This is a genomic window from Bacillus sp. LSHTCR4 (assembly GCF_057197025.1).
In genome coordinates, this window is the sequence record NZ_JBXUNO010000002.1 from 64,601 (window position 1) to 82,995 (window position 18,395).

Sequence of the window (18,395 nt, forward strand, 5' to 3'; positions counted from 1 at the left end):
AAGACGAGCTAACATGTTAAAACTTTAGCTCGTCTTTTTGTATTACACAACCGCAGGATTATAAACCATCGTAAAGTGTCCTTGTAATAATTCAATATGACAAGGCGTATGCAGCGAACTTTCTCCATCTGTATCTACTTCTTTTTCTTCTTCTGTTTCAATATGAATGGATTTCGCTTTTACGTGGAAGATGTCATTTTCATTTGAGTCTTCAAATAGTTTCTTTCCGATATAATCTTTAAATGCTTGAATGCCTGTTGATTTGACTACGAAAATATCAAGTGTTCCGTCGTCACATTTTACGTTCGGAATAAAGGATGGGATACCGCCAAGATATTCACCGTTTCCAACCATAACTAGGACAGCTTCGTCTTCATATACTTGTCCATCGTAAGTGATTTTTACTGGGAATGTTTCAGCATTTTTGACAGTTCGAATTGTGCTTAAGTAGTAGCCGATTTTTCCAAGCTTTGCTTTTTCTTCTGCATCAATATTGTTTGATACTTCAGATACGAGTCCAATGCCCCAGAAGTTTAAGAAATGTTGTCCGTTTGCTTTTGCAACGTCAACTGGTTTTACGTGTTCTTTTGTAATAAGCTTTGCTGCTTCTGCAATGTTTTGCGGAACGCCTAGCGTGCGAGAGAAGTCGTTGCAAGTTCCACCTGGAATGATTGCAAGTGTAGGTCTAGTTTCAAGAGGTGCTAATCCATTTGTGCATTCAAATACAGTGCCGTCACCACCAAAGACGATAATTAAATCTACTTTACTAGCAAACTCTTGGCAATATTTTGTTGCATCACCTTGCTTTTTCGTATGAAGGATATGTAAGTCAGGAAAAGCTGCGGCAAGAGGTGGTACGATTTTCGTTAAATTTGTATGTAAGTCGCCTTGTCCAGCTTTTGGATTTACGATGAGGAGTACTTTTTCAAATTTTGTCTTTGTCATATTTCATCTCTCCCGGTTTTTTTGTAATGGAAAGAAAGGAGCTGTTCCCATGTATTTCAGAACAGCTTCTTCCTATTAATAGGTACTAAGATTGTCAGTTATTATCGGTAAGTTGATATGCTTAAAAAATCGCCGATATAATTTGAGTTACAGTCGATATATTTGAAAAATCGCCGATATAAATTTCATGTACTATCGATTTTTTAAGTTATACGATTATTCCGTTACAACCGAAGCAATAAATGGTAAGTTACGATATTTTTCTGCACAGTCGATGCCGTAGCCAACGATAAATTCGTCTGGAATTTGGAAGCCGACATATTCAGCTTTTAAGTCCACTTTGCGGCGCTCAGGTTTATCAAGTAGCGTACAGAATTTGAGTGCCTTTGGTTTATGCATAAAGAAGTGATCTTTTAAGAAGTGAAGTGTTAAACCAGAATCGATAATGTCTTCTACGACAATTACGTTTTTTCCAGTAATGTTTACATCGATATCTTTTAATAGTTTTACTTTGCCAGTTGTTTCTGTTTGATTTCCGTAGCTAGATGCAGAAATAAAGTCGATTGTTACATCGTTTTTAATGTGACGAATTAAATCAGCAGCGAATACGAAAGATCCTTTTAATACAGCGATTACTACGATTTCTTCTCCTTCAAAATCACGTTCGATTTGAAGTGCTAGTTCTTTTACTTTTTCTTGTAATTGTTCTTCAGAAATTAAAGTGTCTTTTATTTCAATATTCATTGGAGTCCTCCTACAGTGTAAAACTTGCGAACATTTCGACTGTAAAGGATAGAAAGAAAAAAGTCAAAGAAGATATAAGTTTGTTACAAAAATCTCCACAAAATAGTCAGATGATATGATATACTGATTATATTAAGAAAACGCTTCCATAAAGGGTGATTATGATGAAAAAGAAAGAGTATACAAGTGCAACATTTATAAAAGCATTGCTATTAACAATTGTTCTTGGCCTGTTAGCATACATAATTGATATACCAGCGATTCGGATTTCACTAATTGGAATGACTTTAGTATTAGGCGCAATTTCCCACGGTATGATGTCACAGCTGCAAGAAGCTGGGGTCGATCGTATGAAAGATCATATAGATGAAAAATGAGAAACCTTCACGTATAGAGAGTGAAGGTTTTTTGTTTCTTACAAAAATGTAAGGTAGTTGTAAGGCAAATCGATAGTTGCATAGTAGTGTTTTGGATAAACTATGGGTGTAAGGTAAAAGGCAAGCATATTTTAGGTAAATTAAGTTTTAGGCACTCTATATGTGAAAAAGGAGTAGGAGGGCATGGAGAAACGTTGGACGACCTTTTCTTTTTTAGCAACTAGCAACACCGTAATGCTAGCTGGCGAAATGGATTTTTTGCACTTGTTTGATCGAGAAGACGATCATTCTTCTTCTAATTTTACAATGAAATGGAATAAATGGAGCGAAAGTTGTAGGTTTGAAGAAGAGACCCCTAACGAAGAGCAAAAGATTATTTTGACAAACCCTATTAAAGCGTGGGTTGTTCAACGTCGTAAGTGTAACGTCAAAAATCACTTAAAGAAAACTGAGCCGAGACAATTAGTTATCGCTCCGGCCCATTCTACTTCTAAATCACGCGAAAGTAACATGTAAATAATTGAGACACACACCCGAAAAAACATCGTATATATTGCGATGTTTTTTTATTTTTCTACAATGAAATCTTTAAATGAAATATATTTCATCTGCATTTTATATTTATATCTCTTGTTTATTCTAGTGATACATCCGATGCGAAGTGATGTAAAACGTATAAAAGGAGAGAAATGAAATGAAAAAGAAGCTATTACCAATCTGTGCAATGGCACTTTTAACAGTAGGATATTCTTCAGTAGCAAGCGCGGATACTGGAACAGTAACGAAGGAGGGAGAGGCGCAATTGCAGCAAGATAAGGCTAAAAAAGAAGAAGCAATTAAGGAACAGCAAAAAAGTGAAGTAGAGAAAAAGCAAGCGGCGCAAGTACAAGAAAAAAATGATATGGCTAAAAAAGAGGAAGCAATAAAAGCTGAGAAAAAAAGTGAAGAAGAGAAAAAGAGGATAGCGCAAGAACAGTTAAAAAGTGATATGGCAAAAAAAGAAGCCGCAATTAAGGAACAGCAAAAAAAAGATGTAGCAAAGCCAGTTGTACAAGGTGAAAAATTACCAAACACAGCCTCTAATAATGTAGCAATGATGGCACTAAGCGCATGCCTTGTAGGGATAGGGACATTATTTGGTTTGAATCGTCGCAATAAAGTTAAGGCGTAAATAAAATATTGTCCTATAAAGAATGGAATAATTTCATATATTAAAAATGGTAGGTTATTCCTACCATTTTTGGCATGGAGGGATGAAACATGAAGGTACTCAATTATATCGGTATCATATTAATGGCTATCGGACTATTTATGGGTTCCTATTACGTTATGGAATGGTATAAAGGAAAAAGCTCTGCACAGCAACTAACAGAAGAAGAAATAAAGAGCCTTCACAATATACAACATAATCAACTTTCTCATGAAGCACCTGTAACTTCTCAAGTGCCTTCTTCTCAAACAGAACATAAAGAAGGAGAAAAGGTAGCGATGTTAAACATACCGAAAATAAAGAAGAAGTTTTCTATATATTGGGGAGCGAGTGATGCAACGTTGAAGAAAGGGGTCGGAATGTTTGTTAGTGATGTAACAACAACGCCATCTGGAGGGGGACATACTGTACTGAGTGGACATCGAGATACTGTATTTACAGATTTAGGAGAGTTAAAAGAAAAAGACACTCTTATTTTAGAGTATGATAATAAAACTTACACATATGAAATTAAAAAAATATGGATTACTCATGCGGATGATCGTACTGTTATTATAAAAAAAGAAGAACCGATATTAACACTGACGACTTGCTATCCATTTAATTATATAGGGGATGCGCCAGATAGATATATTATCGAGGCGAAGTTAACTGCTAGTTATTCAAAATGAAATTATAGTTTCTGAAAGCAGGAGGGGATATATAAGTTATGGCAAAAAATATTTTAATTGTAGAAGATGAAGATATATTACGTGAAATATTAAAAGATTATTTTTTAAGTGAGCAATATGTAGTGTTTGAAGCAAGAGATGGGAAAGAAGCTTTAGTTGTATTTGAGGAAGAAGAGGTTGATTTAGTTATTTTAGATATTATGTTGCCGGAACTTGATGGGTGGTCCGTTTGCCGGAGAATCCGTAAAACATCCGAGGTTCCTATCATTATGCTGACGGCACGTGTAGATGAAGATGATACGTTACTTGGATTTGAACTTGGGGCGGATGACTATGTGACGAAGCCGTATAGCCCACCAATTTTATTAGCAAGAGCGAAACGGTTGTTAGAAAGTAGAAAAGTGACAAAGCAGCTTTTAGAGAATGAAGATGATACATTATCAATTCATGGTATCCATGTCCATTTTCCATCGCGTACTGTAACAGTAAATAAAACAGACATTAATTTAACACATACAGAATTTGAAATATTAGCGTACTTTATGAAAAATCAAGGGATTGTTTTAACAAGAGAGCAACTCATTTCAAGAATTTGGGGATATGAATTTGCTGGTGACGATCGAACGGTTAATAGCCATATTCGTAATTTGAGAAATAAATTAGGAGAGAAAGCAAAGTACATTACAACTGTAGTACGAACAGGTTATAAATTTGAGGGGAATGTATGAGAAAAGGGATTGTACTGAAATTATTTACTCTCACAACAGCATTATGTATGTTAATTTTAGCGACGATATTTATTGGACAAACGATATTTTTTAAGCAATATTATGCGAATCGAAAAGTGGAAGATATTAAAGTGAATTTAAATTCCTTTGAACAGAATTATTTAAAGGATACCGGAAATGCAGAAGGAATTCAAAAGCTGGAGCAAGACTTTTTAAGAGAAAATAATACGTGGATTACGACATTAGATCAGAATGGGAATTTAAAACATGCAGATGATTTTTATTTTGAAGTAACGATAGACCATAGGCAACAGAAGAGTTTTGGACAACAACTATTCAAAATCCCCCTATACAATCTCGTCAATATAGAGGAGATTGATAATAAACCATCAGAACATTTTTTAGGGCAAGAAATTTATTTTTCTGGAGTGAGAAAAGAAGATAGTTTTATTCCATTCTCTTTTTCTTTATCTAAGCAGAATTTAAGTGGATCTAATAAACCGTTAGAAAAAGCATTTAAGGAGAAAATGAGTAAATTAAATGTGGAGAAAAAGAAAGCAGCTGGGGAACAAGTTGGTAAGGAAAAGAAGCCAGCCGTTCAGGAGCAACCTGCCCAAGAACCAGATGTTTACATAAGAGGGCGTGTTACGAAAATACAATTCCCAGATGTAAAAGGCCCTGTAAATCCAATTTATAAAAATACTTTATTTCTGGATAGTATAAAAGAATTTCAAACGGATGTATTACTAAAAGAGAGTAAGCAAATAGAGTATTCAACAAAGACAATGGACTATGAAAAAAATGATATTAAATATAAATTATTAGTGAAACCAATAAAAGAAAAAGACGGATCGGTAACATATATATATGCGATGGCTTCCTTACAGCCTGTAGATGAAGCTGTACAAATGGTACAAGATTATTACATCTATATCATTGCATTTGTAGTCGTTCTTATTTTTCTAGCTTCGTTCTATTACTCTAAACAAATCGCAAAACCGTTACTAAAAATAAATGATACAACGAAGAAAATAGCGCATTTAGATTTCACAGAACAAATACCGATTACTTCAAAAGATGAAATTGGGGATTTATCGAAAAATATTAATGTACTATCAAATAAACTTCATTCGCATATTGGGCAGTTAGAACAAGATATTGAAAAGGAAAGAAAATTAGAAAATACGCGGAAAGAATTCATTTCTGGTGTTTCGCATGAACTAAAAACACCGCTGAGTATTATGAAAAGCTGTATTTCTATTTTAAAAGATGGAGTAGCTGAGCATAAAAAGGAGTACTATTTTCAAGCGATGGAACGGGAAGTAGATAAAATGGATACATTAATTTTGGATATGCTGGAGTTAGCTAAATTTGAGTCAGGCACATATAAAATGAAAATGGATTCATTTTATATCGATACAGTAATGGAAGATATATGTGAACACCTTTCTGTAGAAATAGAGAAAAAAGAGCTTCGTGTTCATAAAAATATAGGTCCATTTGAAGTAGTCGCAAATCAAGGCCGGATTGAACAAGTGATCGTGAATTTCATTACGAATGCCATACGTTATACACCAAATAAAGAAGATATTATTATTTCTACAATAGATGAAAAAAATCGTATAAAAGTGTGTATTGAAAATAAAGGTACTCATATTGAAGAAGAACAATTAGATAAAATTTGGGATCGTTTTTATCGCGTGGATGCAGCTCGTCAGCGTTCGCAAGGTGGAACAGGGCTCGGGCTTGCCATTTCAAAGAATATTTTAGAACTGCATGAAGTTGAATATGGAGTAAAGAATACAGAAGATGGTGTATTATTTTATTTCTACTTATTGAAAAAAGCGTAGACAATATGATCTATGCTTTTTTAATTAATTTTCATATTATCTTTACCTAATCTTTATTTTTAATCAGTATAATTTGTTTAGAAAATGAGGTTATGTAAGGAGTAGATGAACCGTGCATAGCAATTGGCTAAGTATAATGGTATTTATTTTCTTTTGTGCATTTATTGTTTTTTTAATTGATATTACAATATGAAAAAAAGAGCGCTCATGAAGCGCTCTTTTTGTTTGCATTTATTTGATAAGCATTGATGCTCTTGAATAAGCGTGGTGAAGTAAGGAATAAAAATATAAGTAAAATGGTACATAGAATATAGGAACCAATCATTGTACTACCATTTACGATTAATGAATAAAGCACAGCTGATTGACCTTTCGGCGCATATTGTCCCCAGAAAATAATACCGGCAATAAAGTGACAGAAGTAGCGAGCAAAGCTACCGATAAATGTAGCAAGGATAATATAACCAAGAACTTTTTTTCCTTCGTTTTGTTTTGAAGAAGGTTTGTCTTTACGGCTACCTAAATTTGATTGTTCTAAGTTATTTTCATTAGACGTTAAAAGTGCTTTTTGAATTGGACGATAGAATAAGCCAGCAAATCCGATAAAAGCAAAGGCAATGAAGTACTCAATGAATGCTTGAACAGGTGTTAAAATGTAAGCATCTCCCACGACAATTTGTAATAGTCCCCAAACTAAACCACCTAAGAAAGCTGATTTAAAGCCCCAGCGGTATGCGATAATAAAAATAGGAATCATAGCAAATGAAATGGAACCGCCTGTTGGAAGTTTGATTGATAATGGTAAAATATCGATGATCAGGGCGAAGGCTGCAAGAATAGCAGATTCGATCATCGCTTGTAAATTGGTGTTACGCATGTTGTCTCCCCCTAAATCCAAGTTGTACAAAAAAGAATAGATATCATAGGAGGATACGAAATACGTAAATAAAAATGAGGTATGTATTTCGGACGTTTGCACAATCCCTGCGTTAGCATTAACTAACAGGTTCGAAGGGTCGGAACGAAGTGTTCCCTCTCAGCGGCATGGCTCCCCCTGTGATAACGAGATTCTTTATTTGCTATTGTTTATTGTAAGCGAAATGGATGAGAATGGCAAACGAATACAGTATGACAATAATTGAAATAGAATTGTAGCGAAATGTTAATAAATATGAAGCAAAAGGGTATAGTACAAGAGAAATTGAGTGTGGTATAATTTTTTTGAAAATAATTATCATTCTCTTCTGAGGGGGAAGGTTATGAGCTTAGTAGATATTAAAATTGGAGAGAAAGTGTTAGTAAAAAGTATTCAGTCTTTAGATCAGCTATTAAAGCGTAGACTAGCTGCTTTCGGTCTTGCTGAAGGAAGCGAACTTCGCCTGAAACAGAAAGCGATGTTTAAAGGTCCTTGTACATTGGAGTGTCGTGGACAGTTAATTAGTATTCGTCATTGTGACGCGAAAATGATAAAGGTGGAATTAGCGTGAATAAGGTAGCTTTGCTAGGGAATCCGAATACAGGGAAGACATCATTATTTAATGCACTTACTGGTTCTTATGAGTATGTAGGAAACTGGAGCGGTGTAACAGTAGAAAAGAAGGTTGGTAAATTAAAAGATAGACAAGGAACATTAATTGATTTACCAGGTGTTTATGATTTAAATCCAGTTTCACGTGATGAAGGTGTTGTAACAAACTTTCTATTAACAGAAGAATTTAATCATATGTTAAATATCGTAGATTCCTCGCAGTTTGAAAGAAATATGCATTTAACGTTGCAGTTACTTGAATTTGGTAAGCCAATCTCAATTGGTTTAAACATGGTTGATGTGGCGAAGCAAAGAGGAATTGTCATTGATGTAAAACGATTATCAGAACTATTAGGTGTAACAGTCGTTCCTGTTGTTGCAAGAAGTGGAAAAGGCTGTGAAGAACTGCTTACGACTCTTAAAGAAAATGATAAAAAAGAGAAAAAGCCATTCCTTATTTCATATGGTGTACAAATGGATGAAGGAATTGGAGAAGTAATTGCTCTTTTAGAGACAGTGAATTACGAGCATCCGAGATGGTTAGCACTTCAATTTTTAAGCAATAACGAAGTAGTAGAAAAAGAAATGAAAGCATTACCAATTTATAAGGAACTCATAGCCATTCGATCTCGCTTAGAAGGAAAACTTGATTGTACGTTAGAGGAGCACATATACAAAACTCGTGAAGCGTATATTGAAAAGTTAAAAACAAATGTTATGAAGCATGAGAAAGAAGGGAAAATTCCTTTTTCAGAAAAAATTGATAGATTAATTACACATAAAATTTTAGGACTTCCAATCTTTTTAGCAGTTATGTTTTTTATTTTTCAGGTTACGTTTACGTGGATTGGGACACCGTTATCGGATATGTTAGATGAGTTTTTTGGTGGCCAGCTTACGGATTGGGTAACGGCTGGACTTACAAGTATTGGAGCTTCTGATTTTATTCAAGCACTCGTTACAGAAGGTATTATTGCCGGTGTTGGTGCTGTATTAGTATTCGTACCACAAATCTTTGCACTATTCTTTTTCATTTCATTATTAGAAGACTCAGGGTATATGGCGCGAATTGCAGTTGTTATGGATAGAATTATGGAATTTTTCGGCTTAAACGGAAAAGCTTTTATTCCGATGATTATCGGTTTTGGATGTAACGTTCCAGGTATTATGGCTGCGAGAACGATTGAACAGGAAAAAGAACGTTTACTTACCATTTTAGTAACACCATTTATGTCTTGTTCAGCACGATTACCTGTATATGCATTATTTGCGGGCGTATTCTTCCCGCATAGTCAGGCGACTGTTGTATTTTCTTTATATGTTGCAGGGATTGTTCTTGCGTTATTAGTTACAAAAATTATGTCTCTTACAATTTTGAAAGCGGAAAAGTCTATTTTCGTAATTGAACTACCGCCTTACCGTGTGCCACAAGCGAAAACATTATGGCTGAGCACATGGGAGAAAGGAAAAGGATTTGTTCGTAAAGCTGGTACATTCATCTTTGGTGGTTCGGTTGTCATTTGGTTATTAAACTATGCAGGTCCATCAGGATTTGGTGTTGATATGGGAGACAGTTACTTAGCGATGATTGGTGGATTTATCGCACCGCTATTCGCACCGCTCGGCTTTGGAACGTGGCAAGCTGCAGCATCCCTTTTAACAGGATTTTTAGCGAAGGAAGTTGTCGTTTCTACAATGGCAATTATTTATGCGGTGAAAGAAGATGTGCTTGGAAATGTAATGGGAGCACATTATACAGCATTATCAGCTTATGCATTTATGTTCTTTATTTTATTATATGTTCCATGTTTAGCGACGGTAGCTGTTATTAAACGTGAAACAGGATCAGCGAAATGGACGATTTTCTCAGTCGTTTATCCGCTCGTAGTTGCTTATGTATTAACGCTCATTATATACCAAGTTGGATCTTTACTCGGATTCTAGAAGGAGATGTATTGTGATGATGGTCAATATTATAATTGGAGCTATCATTTTTGGTTATGCAGCATACACGTTAGTTAATTTTGTAAAGAGAAGTAAAAAAGGAAAATGCGCAGCATGTTCTTTAAATAAGTCATGTCAGTCGCAAACTTGTAGTCCGGATATGGAGCAAGTTGCTCATAAATAGAAAAAAGCTTTGCGAAATTCGCAAAGCTTTTTTGTTTTACTTTTTAATTTTTACAAGTTGAGAAGCTTCTACGCCTTTGTAACCAGGGAATTCTTTACTTGGATCTTTATCGAATTTTAATACACCTACAGATTTTTCTTCACCTTTTACATTGCTGTAAGTTACGTCATCAACAATCGCATACATATCTGTATATGCACGGCCACTTCCGATAATTGTATTGCCTTCGTATTTTAATTTTGCCCCATCAAGTGCAGCATTTTCTACTTTCTCTTTTGCGAATAATACACCTTGTTCTGCTGTTACAGCTGGTAATTTATCAAGTGGTTTCGTATCGTCTTTTGCATCCACTTTGTTAAGTAATTCTTTCTTCACCAGTTCTTCACCAGTTTTCTTATCCATGACAAGAACTTTTTTACCTTCTAATGTTGTCATTTTCATTTTATAGAAGTCTTTTTCTTTCACTTCTTTTTTGTTTTTATCTGTAATTTGCTGAACTTGTTCTTCTGATCCATAAAGTACAAAACCGTTCGCTTTCTCTCCTAATAAAGAACAACCTGATAATGCTCCAAATGAAATTGCTGCTGCTAACCCGATTCCTACTAATTTTTTCATGATGATTTCTCCTTTTATCTGTTTTATAGTAAATACAATTTTTGTATTAGTTTTGAAATGATGAGAAGCTTGTTTGTTGCTTCTGGTATTAGTGTATAAGAAATATCGGAATGCAACTATCGAGTTAGCTTACAGTAACATTACACTTATGTAATTTAGTGAAATCGCACAAAAGTAAGTTAATTTTAAAGAGGGATAATGAGAATATATTAGAAATACAATATTATATATAGAATGTCATATTATAATGGATGTATTTTGGAAATAACATGTAAGGACATATTAGTTTTGTTATAATAAACACATAGGCTGTAAAAATGAATATTCTTTACTGTAAAGGGAGATTTTTCAGTTTTCCAAGTAGTGAATTTGAAATATGAGTTATATCATAGGAGGAATTTAGATGTCTGTATTTAAACGATTAAGAGATTTAACAATGTCGAACGTATATTCATTAATTGAAAAAGCGGAAGATCCAGTTAAGATGACGGATCAATATTTACGCGATATGCAAGCGGATGTACAAGAAGCTGAGAAAAGTGTAGCAGCTCAAATTGCACTTGAGAAGAAATTCAAAATATTATTTGAAGAGCAAGAAGCACTTGTGAAAAAACGTGAAGAGCAAGCTCATATGGCTGTTCAAGCAAGCAATCTTGACCTTGCGCGTCGTGCTCTTGAAGAAAAACAAAATGCAGAGCAAAAGATGAATGAATATAAAGCAAGCTACGAGCAAAACAAAGCTGCTGCTGATAATCTTCGCCTGAAGTTAGAAGAAATGCGTAAGCAATTAACAGAGCTGAAAAATAAACGTGAAACACTTGTAGCACGTGTAAACGCGGCGAAAGCACAAAAGAATATTAATCAGGCGATGTCTGGATTTGATTCAAACTCAGCGAAAGCTGGTTTAAGCCGTATGGAAGAGAAAGCTCTTCAATTGGAGGCTGAAGCAGAAGCAAGCGGTGAAGTGTACAAAAAGGAAAAATCATTAGATGATGAATTCGCAAGCTTAAACAAAAATTCTGCTGTTGACGATGAATTAGCTCGTATTATGAAGCAGTATGAGAAATAATATAGAATAGAGACAAATGAACCGACATGTCTAAACAAATTCATGTCGGTTTTCTATTATTTTTTAGAGGAGGTTTTGCAATGACATGGACAAATGTATTAGCCATGCTTGTATGGACTGGAGCGAGTGCAGTACTTTTATTTGCAATTATGTGGGTTGATTCAATTTTTACAAAATACAATGATTTAAAAGAAATAAAAAATGGGAATACAGCTGTAACAACTCGTTTCGTTATGAAATTATTTGCACAAGGGTACATCTTATCTCAATCGATAACGAAAGCAAATGACTTATGGCAAGCGCTACTTGCATCAGCAGTTTCTTTCGTTATTTTATTAGTGGTAGAAATGTTTATCGAATTTGTGTTAAAGAAAATGGCTGGTTTAGATTTAGAAGAAGGTACGAAAGAAGGCAGTGTTGCTCATGCGATGTTGGCCGGATCATTACATATCGTTGGTGCACTTATTTTAGGTGCTTGTTTATAAAGAGAGAAGGAGGGGGTAGATCATGAGTTTATTTAAACGAATTAAAAATATAATGAAGAGCCCAGAGCCACCGAAACCAGAGAAAAGCTTGTTAACGTTAGCTCCTGGCGATATGGTTGAAGTTTCATTAGTCATGTACGAATTAACTGGGAAAACGAGTATGCATTCTCGTAAAGAAATTGTTTTAACACTGCAAGACGGGAAAGATATTCGTTATTTAAAAATTGAAGATCGTGAAAATACGTATTACAAATTGTATACACCAATTGATGGTCGTTTAGATTCAATTGATGAAATTCCGACGACAATAGAAATGGATGATACAGAGTACCATATGGAAGAGCAATATAACGGACGTGTTGTTGTAATGGGGAAAACACCATTCTCTGCTTCAGAAGAACAGTATGTATGGGAATTCCAATCAGATAATCGAAAATTATTACGTATTGAATGGCAAAATGGTCGCACAATGATGTATGAGGGAGAAGCAATTATTCCTGCTGATGTACAAATTATAAGAGCAACGTAAGGGGGCGTAATCATGTCAAACCGATTGTTTACCATGATTAAATCGTTCGTGATCCCTATACTTGCTATCGTTACATTACTTGTTGTTGCTGGATATGCCTTATCAGGTTGTCAGGGCGGACAGACAAAGTCGATTCAAGACCGTTATCCGCTTGAATCTGTCGCAAAAGAAGGTAAACAAGAATCTTACGTGTATAGGGCCGCCAATCGGTCAGTTCCTGAAGTCGCAAAGGAACTCATTAATGAAAGAGAACCGAAGCAAGCATCTAAAGAAGACGAAAATCAAATGTTCCTCGTTTATTCTGATAAGATTTATAATCTGCAAAAGGATAAAGAGAAGCCATCTGATACGTTAATTGAAATAAGTAATAAAGAGTTTGTCCGTCAAAATTACCAACCGTCCTTCTTACAAGGATATATTATGGGTAGTATTTTAAACGATATATTCGGTTCACGAAAATCATCGTACGGTGATTATCGCGGATATAATGACAGACAAAATCATAAACCAGTTATTCCAGAGAGACCGCCTACGAAAGAAGAAAAGAAAACCCCGCCTCCAATTACGAAGGAAGGGAAAGGATCTATCATTAAGCGCGGCGATAATGTAGATTCGAAATCTTCTGTAGGAGATACAGGAAGTATTACGAAAAAAGGAAGCAGCACGCCTCCGCCTTCTACTGGAAGTAAAGGGAAAATAACGAAAACACCAGGTGGTTCGAGCGGATCAGATGTGAAGCCAAAATCATCTATTAAAACGCCGCCAAGGAATACATCTCCTCCGAAAACGAGGGTCGGTGGTTCAGGAAAGATTACGAAGAGAAGATAGTAGGGAGACCGAAAAGTGGAATTTGCTTTTCGGTTTTTTTTATGGAAATTAATTCCTTATAGCTGGTACAATGAAGTTATAAGGAGGAGATTATTATGACTATGTATAAAAGATTTAGTGTAATTATGTTCCTCGTATTATTCTTAAGTTTGTTCATTAGCACAACGATGAAATTTCACTTTGTAGTAGGTATTCTATGGATACTATGTACATGTACTCTTTTTCTATATGTTCCGCTTCATTTTCAACAAGAAGTGCCGTTTTTTCAAAAGTATGTAGAGTGGATTAAACGAGGGAGCCGGTGGGGCGAGTAAAAATATATTAGCGATTATTGGAATATATCGACCACAACTCAAAATATATTAGCGATTATTGGAATATATCGACCACAACTCAAAATATATCAGCGATTATTGGAATATATCGACCACAACTTAAAATATATCAGCGATTATCGAAATATATCGACTTACCGACAAAAACTGATAATGGTAAAAGAAGAGGGTATGCCAACATATTGGCACACCCTCTTTTTTCATAATGATTAATGAATATCACGTTTCTTAAAGTTACCGCCTTTTACTTCTGCTACATCATAAACTGTAATAAAGGCGTGTGGATCGATTTCATTAATAAGTTCTTTCATTTTACTTTCTTCTAAACGGTTAATTACACAAGAAATTTCTTTGAATTTCTCTCTTGAATAACCACCGTATACTTCGTTATATGTTGCACTTCGGCCTAAACGGCCGCGAATTGTTTCTACCATCAATTCAGGCTCTTTTGTAATGATTTTAAATGCTTTCGAACCACTTAAACCAACTTCAACGATATGAATCACTTTCGAAGCAATAAAGTAAGCAATTGCCGAAAGGATAGCTCCTTGAAGGCCGAATACTGTTGATACGAAAATAAATACGAACATGTTTAAGAATAAAATAAGGTCACTCGTTCCAAATGGTAACTTACGAGAAAGCAATACAGCTAGCATATCGATTCCATCTAATGCCCCGCCGTTACGTAATGCTAGTCCCATACCAAAACCGATGATAATACCACCAACAACTGTAACTAATAATGTATCGCCTTCAATAATAGCTGGTATTCCGTGCATGACAACGGTACCTATTGCTAATGAAGCAATCCCGATAATGGAATAAATCGCAAAGCTTTTACCGATTTGCTTATATCCTAACCAAACGAAAGGAATGTTAATAACTGCGATTAGAGCTCCTAATGGCAATCCAAATAATCTTGAACTAACGATACTTAAACCAGTTACACCACCGTCTGATACGTTATTTGGAATTAATACTGCTTCTAATCCGTACGCTGTGATAAATGCCCCAATAATAATCATCAAAGCTTTTGAAGCAATTTTTAGCTTATTGGGCTTGTTTTTGATAATTTTCTCCATATAATTTCCTCGTTTCAAACTAGTTTCTTATTTGTTACGTAATTCACACCTAATTACCATTTTAACATTTAATTTGAAAAAATTCTCCTTTAATGGATGTATGCAGGGAATATTATCACCATATTATTATTTAAAATACAATTGTAGAAGATTAGAGGGTGGTCATAATTTTGATATAAAAAAGTAGAATCAATAGTATGGACATATACATTTTGGGCATTGATCTTAAGGAGGGGATTCTGTGGGATACTGTACGAAATGTGGAAATGAAACGAACGAGGGCAGCAAGTTTTGCGGGCAGTGCGGAGAGAGTCTTAGCTATAAAACGATAGAGGGAAGTGTTTCAAATAGCGGTATAGAAGTTTTTTCTTTAGTTGGTTTTATCACTGGATTAATATCTTGGTTTATTAACTTATGGGGGCTTATTGGTAGTGTAGCTATCGTGTTTTCTATATTAGGTTTAAACAAAAGAGTGACAGGTACGAGTAAAACATTTGCCATTGTTGGATTGGTTTCTGGAATAATTAATGTGTTGTATGCTGTTATGTTACTTATTTAAATTTGATGGACTGAAAGATATAAAAAAAGTCCCCTTTGTATAAAGCGTTCAGGGGACCTTTTATTTGATAGCTATTAAGAAATAATAAAACTAAGGACTGTTAGGAATAAAGCAAAACCTAAAATAGTTCCACATATTTTCATATGGCGCTTACGTCCCATAACGACGATTGCGACATATTCGCGAATCATTGCATTAGGCCAATAATAAAAGGCTGTTTTTGATCCAATTCCTTGGCTATTAAGACCAGCTTGTCTTGCATATATACCTGCGCGGAAAAGATGGAAATTATTCGTTGTAAAGATACTTCTATACTTACCATCTGGTTTTAAAGAATCCATAATATCTTTAGAGAACGACATATTTTGATATGTGTTTACAGAGCGATTTTCTTGTACTGTATGTTCAAGTGGAATTCCTTTTTCAACAGCGTACTTTTGCATCGCTTCTGCTTCAGGAAGGCCTTCATCTGGACCTTGGCCACCAGAGAATATAATCGTTGGTGGTGTATTCACCGCTGCTTGTTTCCAGTAAAAGTCGATTGCTTTATGAATACGACTTGCAAGTAAAGGCGGTACTTTATCATTAATTAAGCCACTTCCAAGAACGATAATGAAATCTTGATTACGTCTTGGTCTGTTGAATTGGTATAGAAAATAAGCAGTTAAGAAATTAGATAAGTGTATAAAGAAATATACTGTTATAAGAGAAATACCAGCGAAAATAGGCTCTAAATGTGATGAGAACAAACTTGCTGGACTTATAATAGGAAGTAACATAAAGAATAAAATCCCTAAAGCTGCAAGAAGTGTTAAACAGTTAGTGAAACGTCGTCCTTCTCGCTTCATTAAAATTCTAGCATTAAGAAATAACCCAAACATTAAGGCAATAATGCCAAAAGGAATCATAATGATAAGTGCTAAAATAGGTAAAATGATAATATAGCGTAAGATATCACTACTTGAATTCACAGATATAATTACACAAAAAAGAAGGAAAAAACAGATAAAGGTATTAAATAAAAAGCCGTTTATTATTTTTCGTGGATCTTTTAAATAGGAGATAAGAAAAATAATAAACAGTATAAGAGGGATAATTCCGAAATACAGCATAAATATAGTACACCTCAACTTGTATAAGAATTTGACATACCTTTTATATTACATGATTTTATAACTGGAAATGAAAGAAAAAGGATTTTGAATTTTCTCAATAAAATATATGGATACATATGCTACAATATATTCAAAGCGATATATTAAAAGTAAAATGGTTGAAGAGGCACTCTATGGAGTGTCTTTTCTTTTTGGTATGTAATTATGCATATTATATTTATTTTCAATTGAAGAGGATTAAAATATAAGTGGTAGACATACTTTATAAAGCAGAATGTAATACAAACATTTCCCTCTACTTTTTGTATCTAACAATCGTATAACAATAAATAATTCTGTTTTATAGTGTCTGTTTATGAAAGGCGTCTTCTTTGAAGGCGTTTTTGTGTTGTTTCATATAGATACTTTTCACTGTTGATATAGTGGAAAGTATCTATACTAAACATTAGCAATCTTCCGTATAAATATTATCAATTTACTATATATTCCAGTGATGTTAACCTACATATGAAAGGCTTTCTTTTTCAAAATATTACCCCTAATAAATTTTTGAAGAAGTCAACTGTCTCCAAAATTGCCATTCATGCTTAACAAAAAAGAATCCTGCTGGATTCTTTTTTGTGTTCGACAGAATGTGACAAAACACATTTGAATAATCTGTTATATTGTTAAATGGTTATTATAGAAAGAGAAGGAGACTTAAGTATGGGATTTAAAAAATTAATTTTAACAGGCGCACTTGTTGCAACTACAGCATTTACTTCAATTGGAACAGCGCAAGCAAGCGCAGGTTTTAAAGATGTTCCAAACAATCATTGGTCTTATAAAGCAATTATGGATTTAGCAAATAAAAACGTTGTTGCTGGATACGGAAATGGGATTTTTGGATTTGGGGATGATGTAACGCGTGAGCAAGTTGCCGCTCTTATGTTTCGTCATTTAAAACCGACAGTAAAAGAACAGTATAATAATCCATATAAAGATATTACGGATCGTTCAACTATGTTTAAAAAAGAGATTCTTGCTTTAACAGAGATGGGTGTATTCGTAGGAGATAACACAGGGAAATTTAGACCGAAAGATTCGTTAACTCGTGAAGAAATGGCACAAATTTTAACAAGAGGATTCCAATTGCAAATTAGAGGGGATCATAATTTCCCGGATGTAGATAGAAATGGATGGGCGAATCCTGCGATTACTGCAATTAAATCAAATTATATTACGGCTGGAACTGGTGATGGTAAATTCGCACCTAAAATGCATGTAAGTCGTGAGCAATACGTTCAGTTCTTATATAATGCAACGTTACCACTTGAAGAAAGGCCAGGAGCAAAACAACCACAGCCACAACCGAAACCAGAAGTAAAACCGGAAGTGAAACCAGATCCGAAACGTTTTGCGAACTGTAAAGAAGCAAACGATGCGGGATATTATGACATTACAAGAGATAGTCCATATTATGGTAAGCATTTAGACCGTGATGGCGATGGAATTGCTTGTGAGAAAAAGAAAAAAGGTAAATAAGAAAAAGCACTCAGACTGAGTGCTTTTTCTTATGGAAACATGCTATTTTTTTAGGCGCTGTTCATAAAATGAA

The 18,395-nt window shown here is 34.6% G+C and carries 22 protein-coding genes and 1 riboswitch; of the genes, 16 read left to right on the forward strand and 6 right to left on the reverse strand.

Annotation, left to right across the window (positions count from 1 at the left end):
- Positions 1-42: 42 nt before the first annotated feature.
- The gene (locus AC2CGR_RS13905; protein WP_087966620.1) at positions 43-945 is read right to left on the reverse strand and encodes a diacylglycerol/lipid kinase family protein; all 903 of its coding nucleotides are present in this window, start codon (positions 943-945) and stop codon (positions 43-45) included.
- Positions 946-1,161: 216 nt separating this feature from the next.
- Entirely contained in the window at positions 1,162-1,689 is a 528-nt protein-coding gene (gene hpt, locus AC2CGR_RS13910; RefSeq protein ID WP_001019304.1) for a hypoxanthine phosphoribosyltransferase, read from the reverse strand.
- Between the two features lie 161 nt (positions 1,690-1,850).
- Here hpt and AC2CGR_RS13915 point away from each other — a divergent pair, with 161 nt between their 5' ends.
- The 6 genes from AC2CGR_RS13915 to AC2CGR_RS13940 all read left to right on the forward strand — a co-directional run bounded on the left by AC2CGR_RS13915 (position 1,851) and on the right by AC2CGR_RS13940 (position 6,525).
- Positions 1,851-2,066: a hypothetical protein gene (locus tag AC2CGR_RS13915; RefSeq protein WP_071722125.1), complete on the forward strand. Its 216-nt coding sequence runs from the start codon at positions 1,851-1,853 to the stop codon at positions 2,064-2,066.
- 183 nt (positions 2,067-2,249) lie between these two features.
- On the forward strand, positions 2,250-2,582 hold the full coding sequence (locus tag AC2CGR_RS13920; protein WP_071722127.1) for a hypothetical protein: 333 nt from the start codon (positions 2,250-2,252) through the stop codon (positions 2,580-2,582).
- Positions 2,583-2,760: 178 nt separating this feature from the next.
- On the forward strand, positions 2,761-3,237 hold the full coding sequence (locus tag AC2CGR_RS13925) for an LPXTG cell wall anchor domain-containing protein (protein WP_087966618.1): 477 nt from the start codon (positions 2,761-2,763) through the stop codon (positions 3,235-3,237).
- Between the two features lie 89 nt (positions 3,238-3,326).
- Positions 3,327-3,947: a class D sortase gene (locus AC2CGR_RS13930; RefSeq protein WP_071722131.1), complete on the forward strand. Its 621-nt coding sequence runs from the start codon at positions 3,327-3,329 to the stop codon at positions 3,945-3,947.
- Positions 3,948-3,985: 38 nt separating this feature from the next.
- A complete protein-coding gene (locus AC2CGR_RS13935; RefSeq protein WP_001097103.1) occupies positions 3,986-4,675 on the forward strand; it encodes a response regulator transcription factor in 690 nt (229 codons plus the stop codon).
- On the forward strand, positions 4,672-6,525 hold the full coding sequence (locus AC2CGR_RS13940) for a sensor histidine kinase (RefSeq protein WP_087966616.1): 1,854 nt from the start codon (positions 4,672-4,674) through the stop codon (positions 6,523-6,525). The genes AC2CGR_RS13935 and AC2CGR_RS13940 overlap by 4 nt, the downstream gene beginning before the upstream one ends.
- 205 nt (positions 6,526-6,730) lie before the next feature.
- On the opposite strand, the gene thiT is transcribed toward AC2CGR_RS13940, so the two are convergent.
- Entirely contained in the window at positions 6,731-7,402 is a 672-nt protein-coding gene (gene thiT, locus AC2CGR_RS13945) for an energy-coupled thiamine transporter ThiT (RefSeq protein WP_087966614.1), read from the reverse strand.
- A gap of 86 nt (positions 7,403-7,488) precedes the next feature.
- A riboswitch (TPP riboswitch) is annotated at positions 7,489-7,590 on the reverse strand.
- A 194-nt stretch (positions 7,591-7,784) separates the two neighbouring features.
- Here thiT and AC2CGR_RS13950 point away from each other — a divergent pair.
- From AC2CGR_RS13950 to AC2CGR_RS13960, 3 genes are read left to right on the forward strand one after another with little or no spacing between them, the layout of a single operon-like run.
- Positions 7,785-8,012 (forward strand): FeoA family protein, encoded by a 228-nt coding sequence (locus tag AC2CGR_RS13950; RefSeq protein ID WP_000060512.1) that lies wholly within the window; start codon positions 7,785-7,787, stop codon positions 8,010-8,012.
- Entirely contained in the window at positions 8,009-9,997 is a 1,989-nt protein-coding gene (feoB, locus tag AC2CGR_RS13955; protein ID WP_131100916.1) for a ferrous iron transport protein B, read from the forward strand. Before AC2CGR_RS13950 ends, feoB begins: the two co-directional genes overlap by 4 nt.
- Before the next feature lie 16 nt (positions 9,998-10,013).
- The gene (locus AC2CGR_RS13960) at positions 10,014-10,181 is read left to right on the forward strand and encodes a FeoB-associated Cys-rich membrane protein (RefSeq protein ID WP_000989599.1); all 168 of its coding nucleotides are present in this window, start codon (positions 10,014-10,016) and stop codon (positions 10,179-10,181) included.
- Between the two features lie 36 nt (positions 10,182-10,217).
- On the opposite strand, the gene AC2CGR_RS13965 is transcribed toward AC2CGR_RS13960, so the two are convergent.
- On the reverse strand, positions 10,218-10,796 hold the full coding sequence (locus AC2CGR_RS13965; protein ID WP_087966610.1) for a lipoprotein BA_5634 family protein: 579 nt from the start codon (positions 10,794-10,796) through the stop codon (positions 10,218-10,220).
- 403 nt (positions 10,797-11,199) lie between these two features.
- Here AC2CGR_RS13965 and AC2CGR_RS13970 point away from each other — a divergent pair, with 403 nt between their 5' ends.
- The 5 genes from AC2CGR_RS13970 (at position 11,200) to AC2CGR_RS13990 (ending at position 14,021) form a co-directional block, all read left to right on the forward strand.
- Positions 11,200-11,865, forward strand: coding sequence for a PspA/IM30 family protein (locus tag AC2CGR_RS13970; protein WP_000110287.1), 666 nt, complete (start codon positions 11,200-11,202; stop codon positions 11,863-11,865).
- Between the two features lie 80 nt (positions 11,866-11,945).
- Positions 11,946-12,350, forward strand: a complete 405-nt coding sequence (locus tag AC2CGR_RS13975; RefSeq protein ID WP_000220322.1) for a DUF350 domain-containing protein — start codon at positions 11,946-11,948, stop codon at positions 12,348-12,350.
- A gap of 22 nt (positions 12,351-12,372) precedes the next feature.
- A complete protein-coding gene (locus AC2CGR_RS13980; RefSeq protein ID WP_000051761.1) occupies positions 12,373-12,879 on the forward strand; it encodes a DUF4178 domain-containing protein in 507 nt (168 codons plus the stop codon).
- A gap of 12 nt (positions 12,880-12,891) precedes the next feature.
- The gene (locus tag AC2CGR_RS13985; protein ID WP_000071207.1) at positions 12,892-13,707 is read left to right on the forward strand and encodes a DUF4247 domain-containing protein; all 816 of its coding nucleotides are present in this window, start codon (positions 12,892-12,894) and stop codon (positions 13,705-13,707) included.
- A 95-nt stretch (positions 13,708-13,802) separates the two neighbouring features.
- The gene (locus AC2CGR_RS13990; protein WP_087966608.1) at positions 13,803-14,021 is read left to right on the forward strand and encodes a hypothetical protein; all 219 of its coding nucleotides are present in this window, start codon (positions 13,803-13,805) and stop codon (positions 14,019-14,021) included.
- Between the two features lie 230 nt (positions 14,022-14,251).
- On the opposite strand, the gene AC2CGR_RS13995 is transcribed toward AC2CGR_RS13990, so the two are convergent.
- Entirely contained in the window at positions 14,252-15,124 is an 873-nt protein-coding gene (locus AC2CGR_RS13995) for a YitT family protein (protein ID WP_484480942.1), read from the reverse strand.
- Between the two features lie 241 nt (positions 15,125-15,365).
- Here AC2CGR_RS13995 and AC2CGR_RS14000 point away from each other — a divergent pair, with 241 nt between their 5' ends.
- Complete coding sequence (locus tag AC2CGR_RS14000) at positions 15,366-15,683, forward strand: zinc ribbon domain-containing protein (protein ID WP_087966606.1); 318 nt, start codon at positions 15,366-15,368, stop codon at positions 15,681-15,683.
- Between the two features lie 74 nt (positions 15,684-15,757).
- Here the strand turns inward: AC2CGR_RS14000 and AC2CGR_RS14005 are convergent, their stop codons facing one another.
- Positions 15,758-16,795, reverse strand: coding sequence for a YdcF family protein (locus tag AC2CGR_RS14005; protein ID WP_087966604.1), 1,038 nt, complete (start codon positions 16,793-16,795; stop codon positions 15,758-15,760).
- A gap of 708 nt (positions 16,796-17,503) precedes the next feature.
- Between AC2CGR_RS14005 and AC2CGR_RS14010 the strand changes: the two genes are divergently transcribed.
- A complete protein-coding gene (locus AC2CGR_RS14010) occupies positions 17,504-18,322 on the forward strand; it encodes an S-layer homology domain-containing protein (protein WP_087966602.1) in 819 nt (272 codons plus the stop codon).
- Positions 18,323-18,395 lie beyond the last annotated feature (73 nt).

Excerpts from the sequence above, each read along its gene's own strand:
- AC2CGR_RS13965 (WP_087966610.1), bottom strand. The coding sequence starts at position 10,796 with ATGAAAAAATTAGTAGGAATCGGGTTAGCAGCAGCAATTTCATTTGGA.
- AC2CGR_RS13935 (WP_001097103.1), top strand. The coding sequence starts at position 3,986 with ATGGCAAAAAATATTTTAATTGTAGAAGATGAAGATATATTACGTGAA.
- AC2CGR_RS13975 (WP_000220322.1), top strand. The coding sequence starts at position 11,946 with ATGACATGGACAAATGTATTAGCCATGCTTGTATGGACTGGAGCGAGT.
- AC2CGR_RS13980 (WP_000051761.1), top strand. The coding sequence starts at position 12,373 with ATGAGTTTATTTAAACGAATTAAAAATATAATGAAGAGCCCAGAGCCA.
- AC2CGR_RS13950 (WP_000060512.1), top strand. The coding sequence starts at position 7,785 with ATGAGCTTAGTAGATATTAAAATTGGAGAGAAAGTGTTAGTAAAAAGT.
- thiT (WP_087966614.1), bottom strand. The coding sequence starts at position 7,402 with ATGCGTAACACCAATTTACAAGCGATGATCGAATCTGCTATTCTTGCA.
- hpt (WP_001019304.1), bottom strand. The coding sequence starts at position 1,689 with ATGAATATTGAAATAAAAGACACTTTAATTTCTGAAGAACAATTACAA.
- AC2CGR_RS13930 (WP_071722131.1), top strand. The coding sequence starts at position 3,327 with ATGAAGGTACTCAATTATATCGGTATCATATTAATGGCTATCGGACTA.
- AC2CGR_RS13920 (WP_071722127.1), top strand. The coding sequence starts at position 2,250 with ATGGAGAAACGTTGGACGACCTTTTCTTTTTTAGCAACTAGCAACACC.
- AC2CGR_RS13970 (WP_000110287.1), top strand. The coding sequence starts at position 11,200 with ATGTCTGTATTTAAACGATTAAGAGATTTAACAATGTCGAACGTATAT.
- AC2CGR_RS13960 (WP_000989599.1), top strand. The coding sequence starts at position 10,014 with ATGATGGTCAATATTATAATTGGAGCTATCATTTTTGGTTATGCAGCA.
- AC2CGR_RS13905 (WP_087966620.1), bottom strand. The coding sequence starts at position 945 with ATGACAAAGACAAAATTTGAAAAAGTACTCCTCATCGTAAATCCAAAA.
- AC2CGR_RS13925 (WP_087966618.1), top strand. The coding sequence starts at position 2,761 with ATGAAAAAGAAGCTATTACCAATCTGTGCAATGGCACTTTTAACAGTA.
- AC2CGR_RS13915 (WP_071722125.1), top strand. The coding sequence starts at position 1,851 with ATGATGAAAAAGAAAGAGTATACAAGTGCAACATTTATAAAAGCATTG.
- AC2CGR_RS13990 (WP_087966608.1), top strand. The coding sequence starts at position 13,803 with ATGACTATGTATAAAAGATTTAGTGTAATTATGTTCCTCGTATTATTC.
- AC2CGR_RS13995 (WP_484480942.1), bottom strand. The coding sequence starts at position 15,124 with ATGGAGAAAATTATCAAAAACAAGCCCAATAAGCTAAAAATTGCTTCA.
- AC2CGR_RS13985 (WP_000071207.1), top strand. The coding sequence starts at position 12,892 with ATGTCAAACCGATTGTTTACCATGATTAAATCGTTCGTGATCCCTATA.
- AC2CGR_RS14010 (WP_087966602.1), top strand. The coding sequence starts at position 17,504 with ATGGGATTTAAAAAATTAATTTTAACAGGCGCACTTGTTGCAACTACA.
- AC2CGR_RS14005 (WP_087966604.1), bottom strand. The coding sequence starts at position 16,795 with ATGCTGTATTTCGGAATTATCCCTCTTATACTGTTTATTATTTTTCTT.
- AC2CGR_RS13940 (WP_087966616.1), top strand. The coding sequence starts at position 4,672 with ATGAGAAAAGGGATTGTACTGAAATTATTTACTCTCACAACAGCATTA.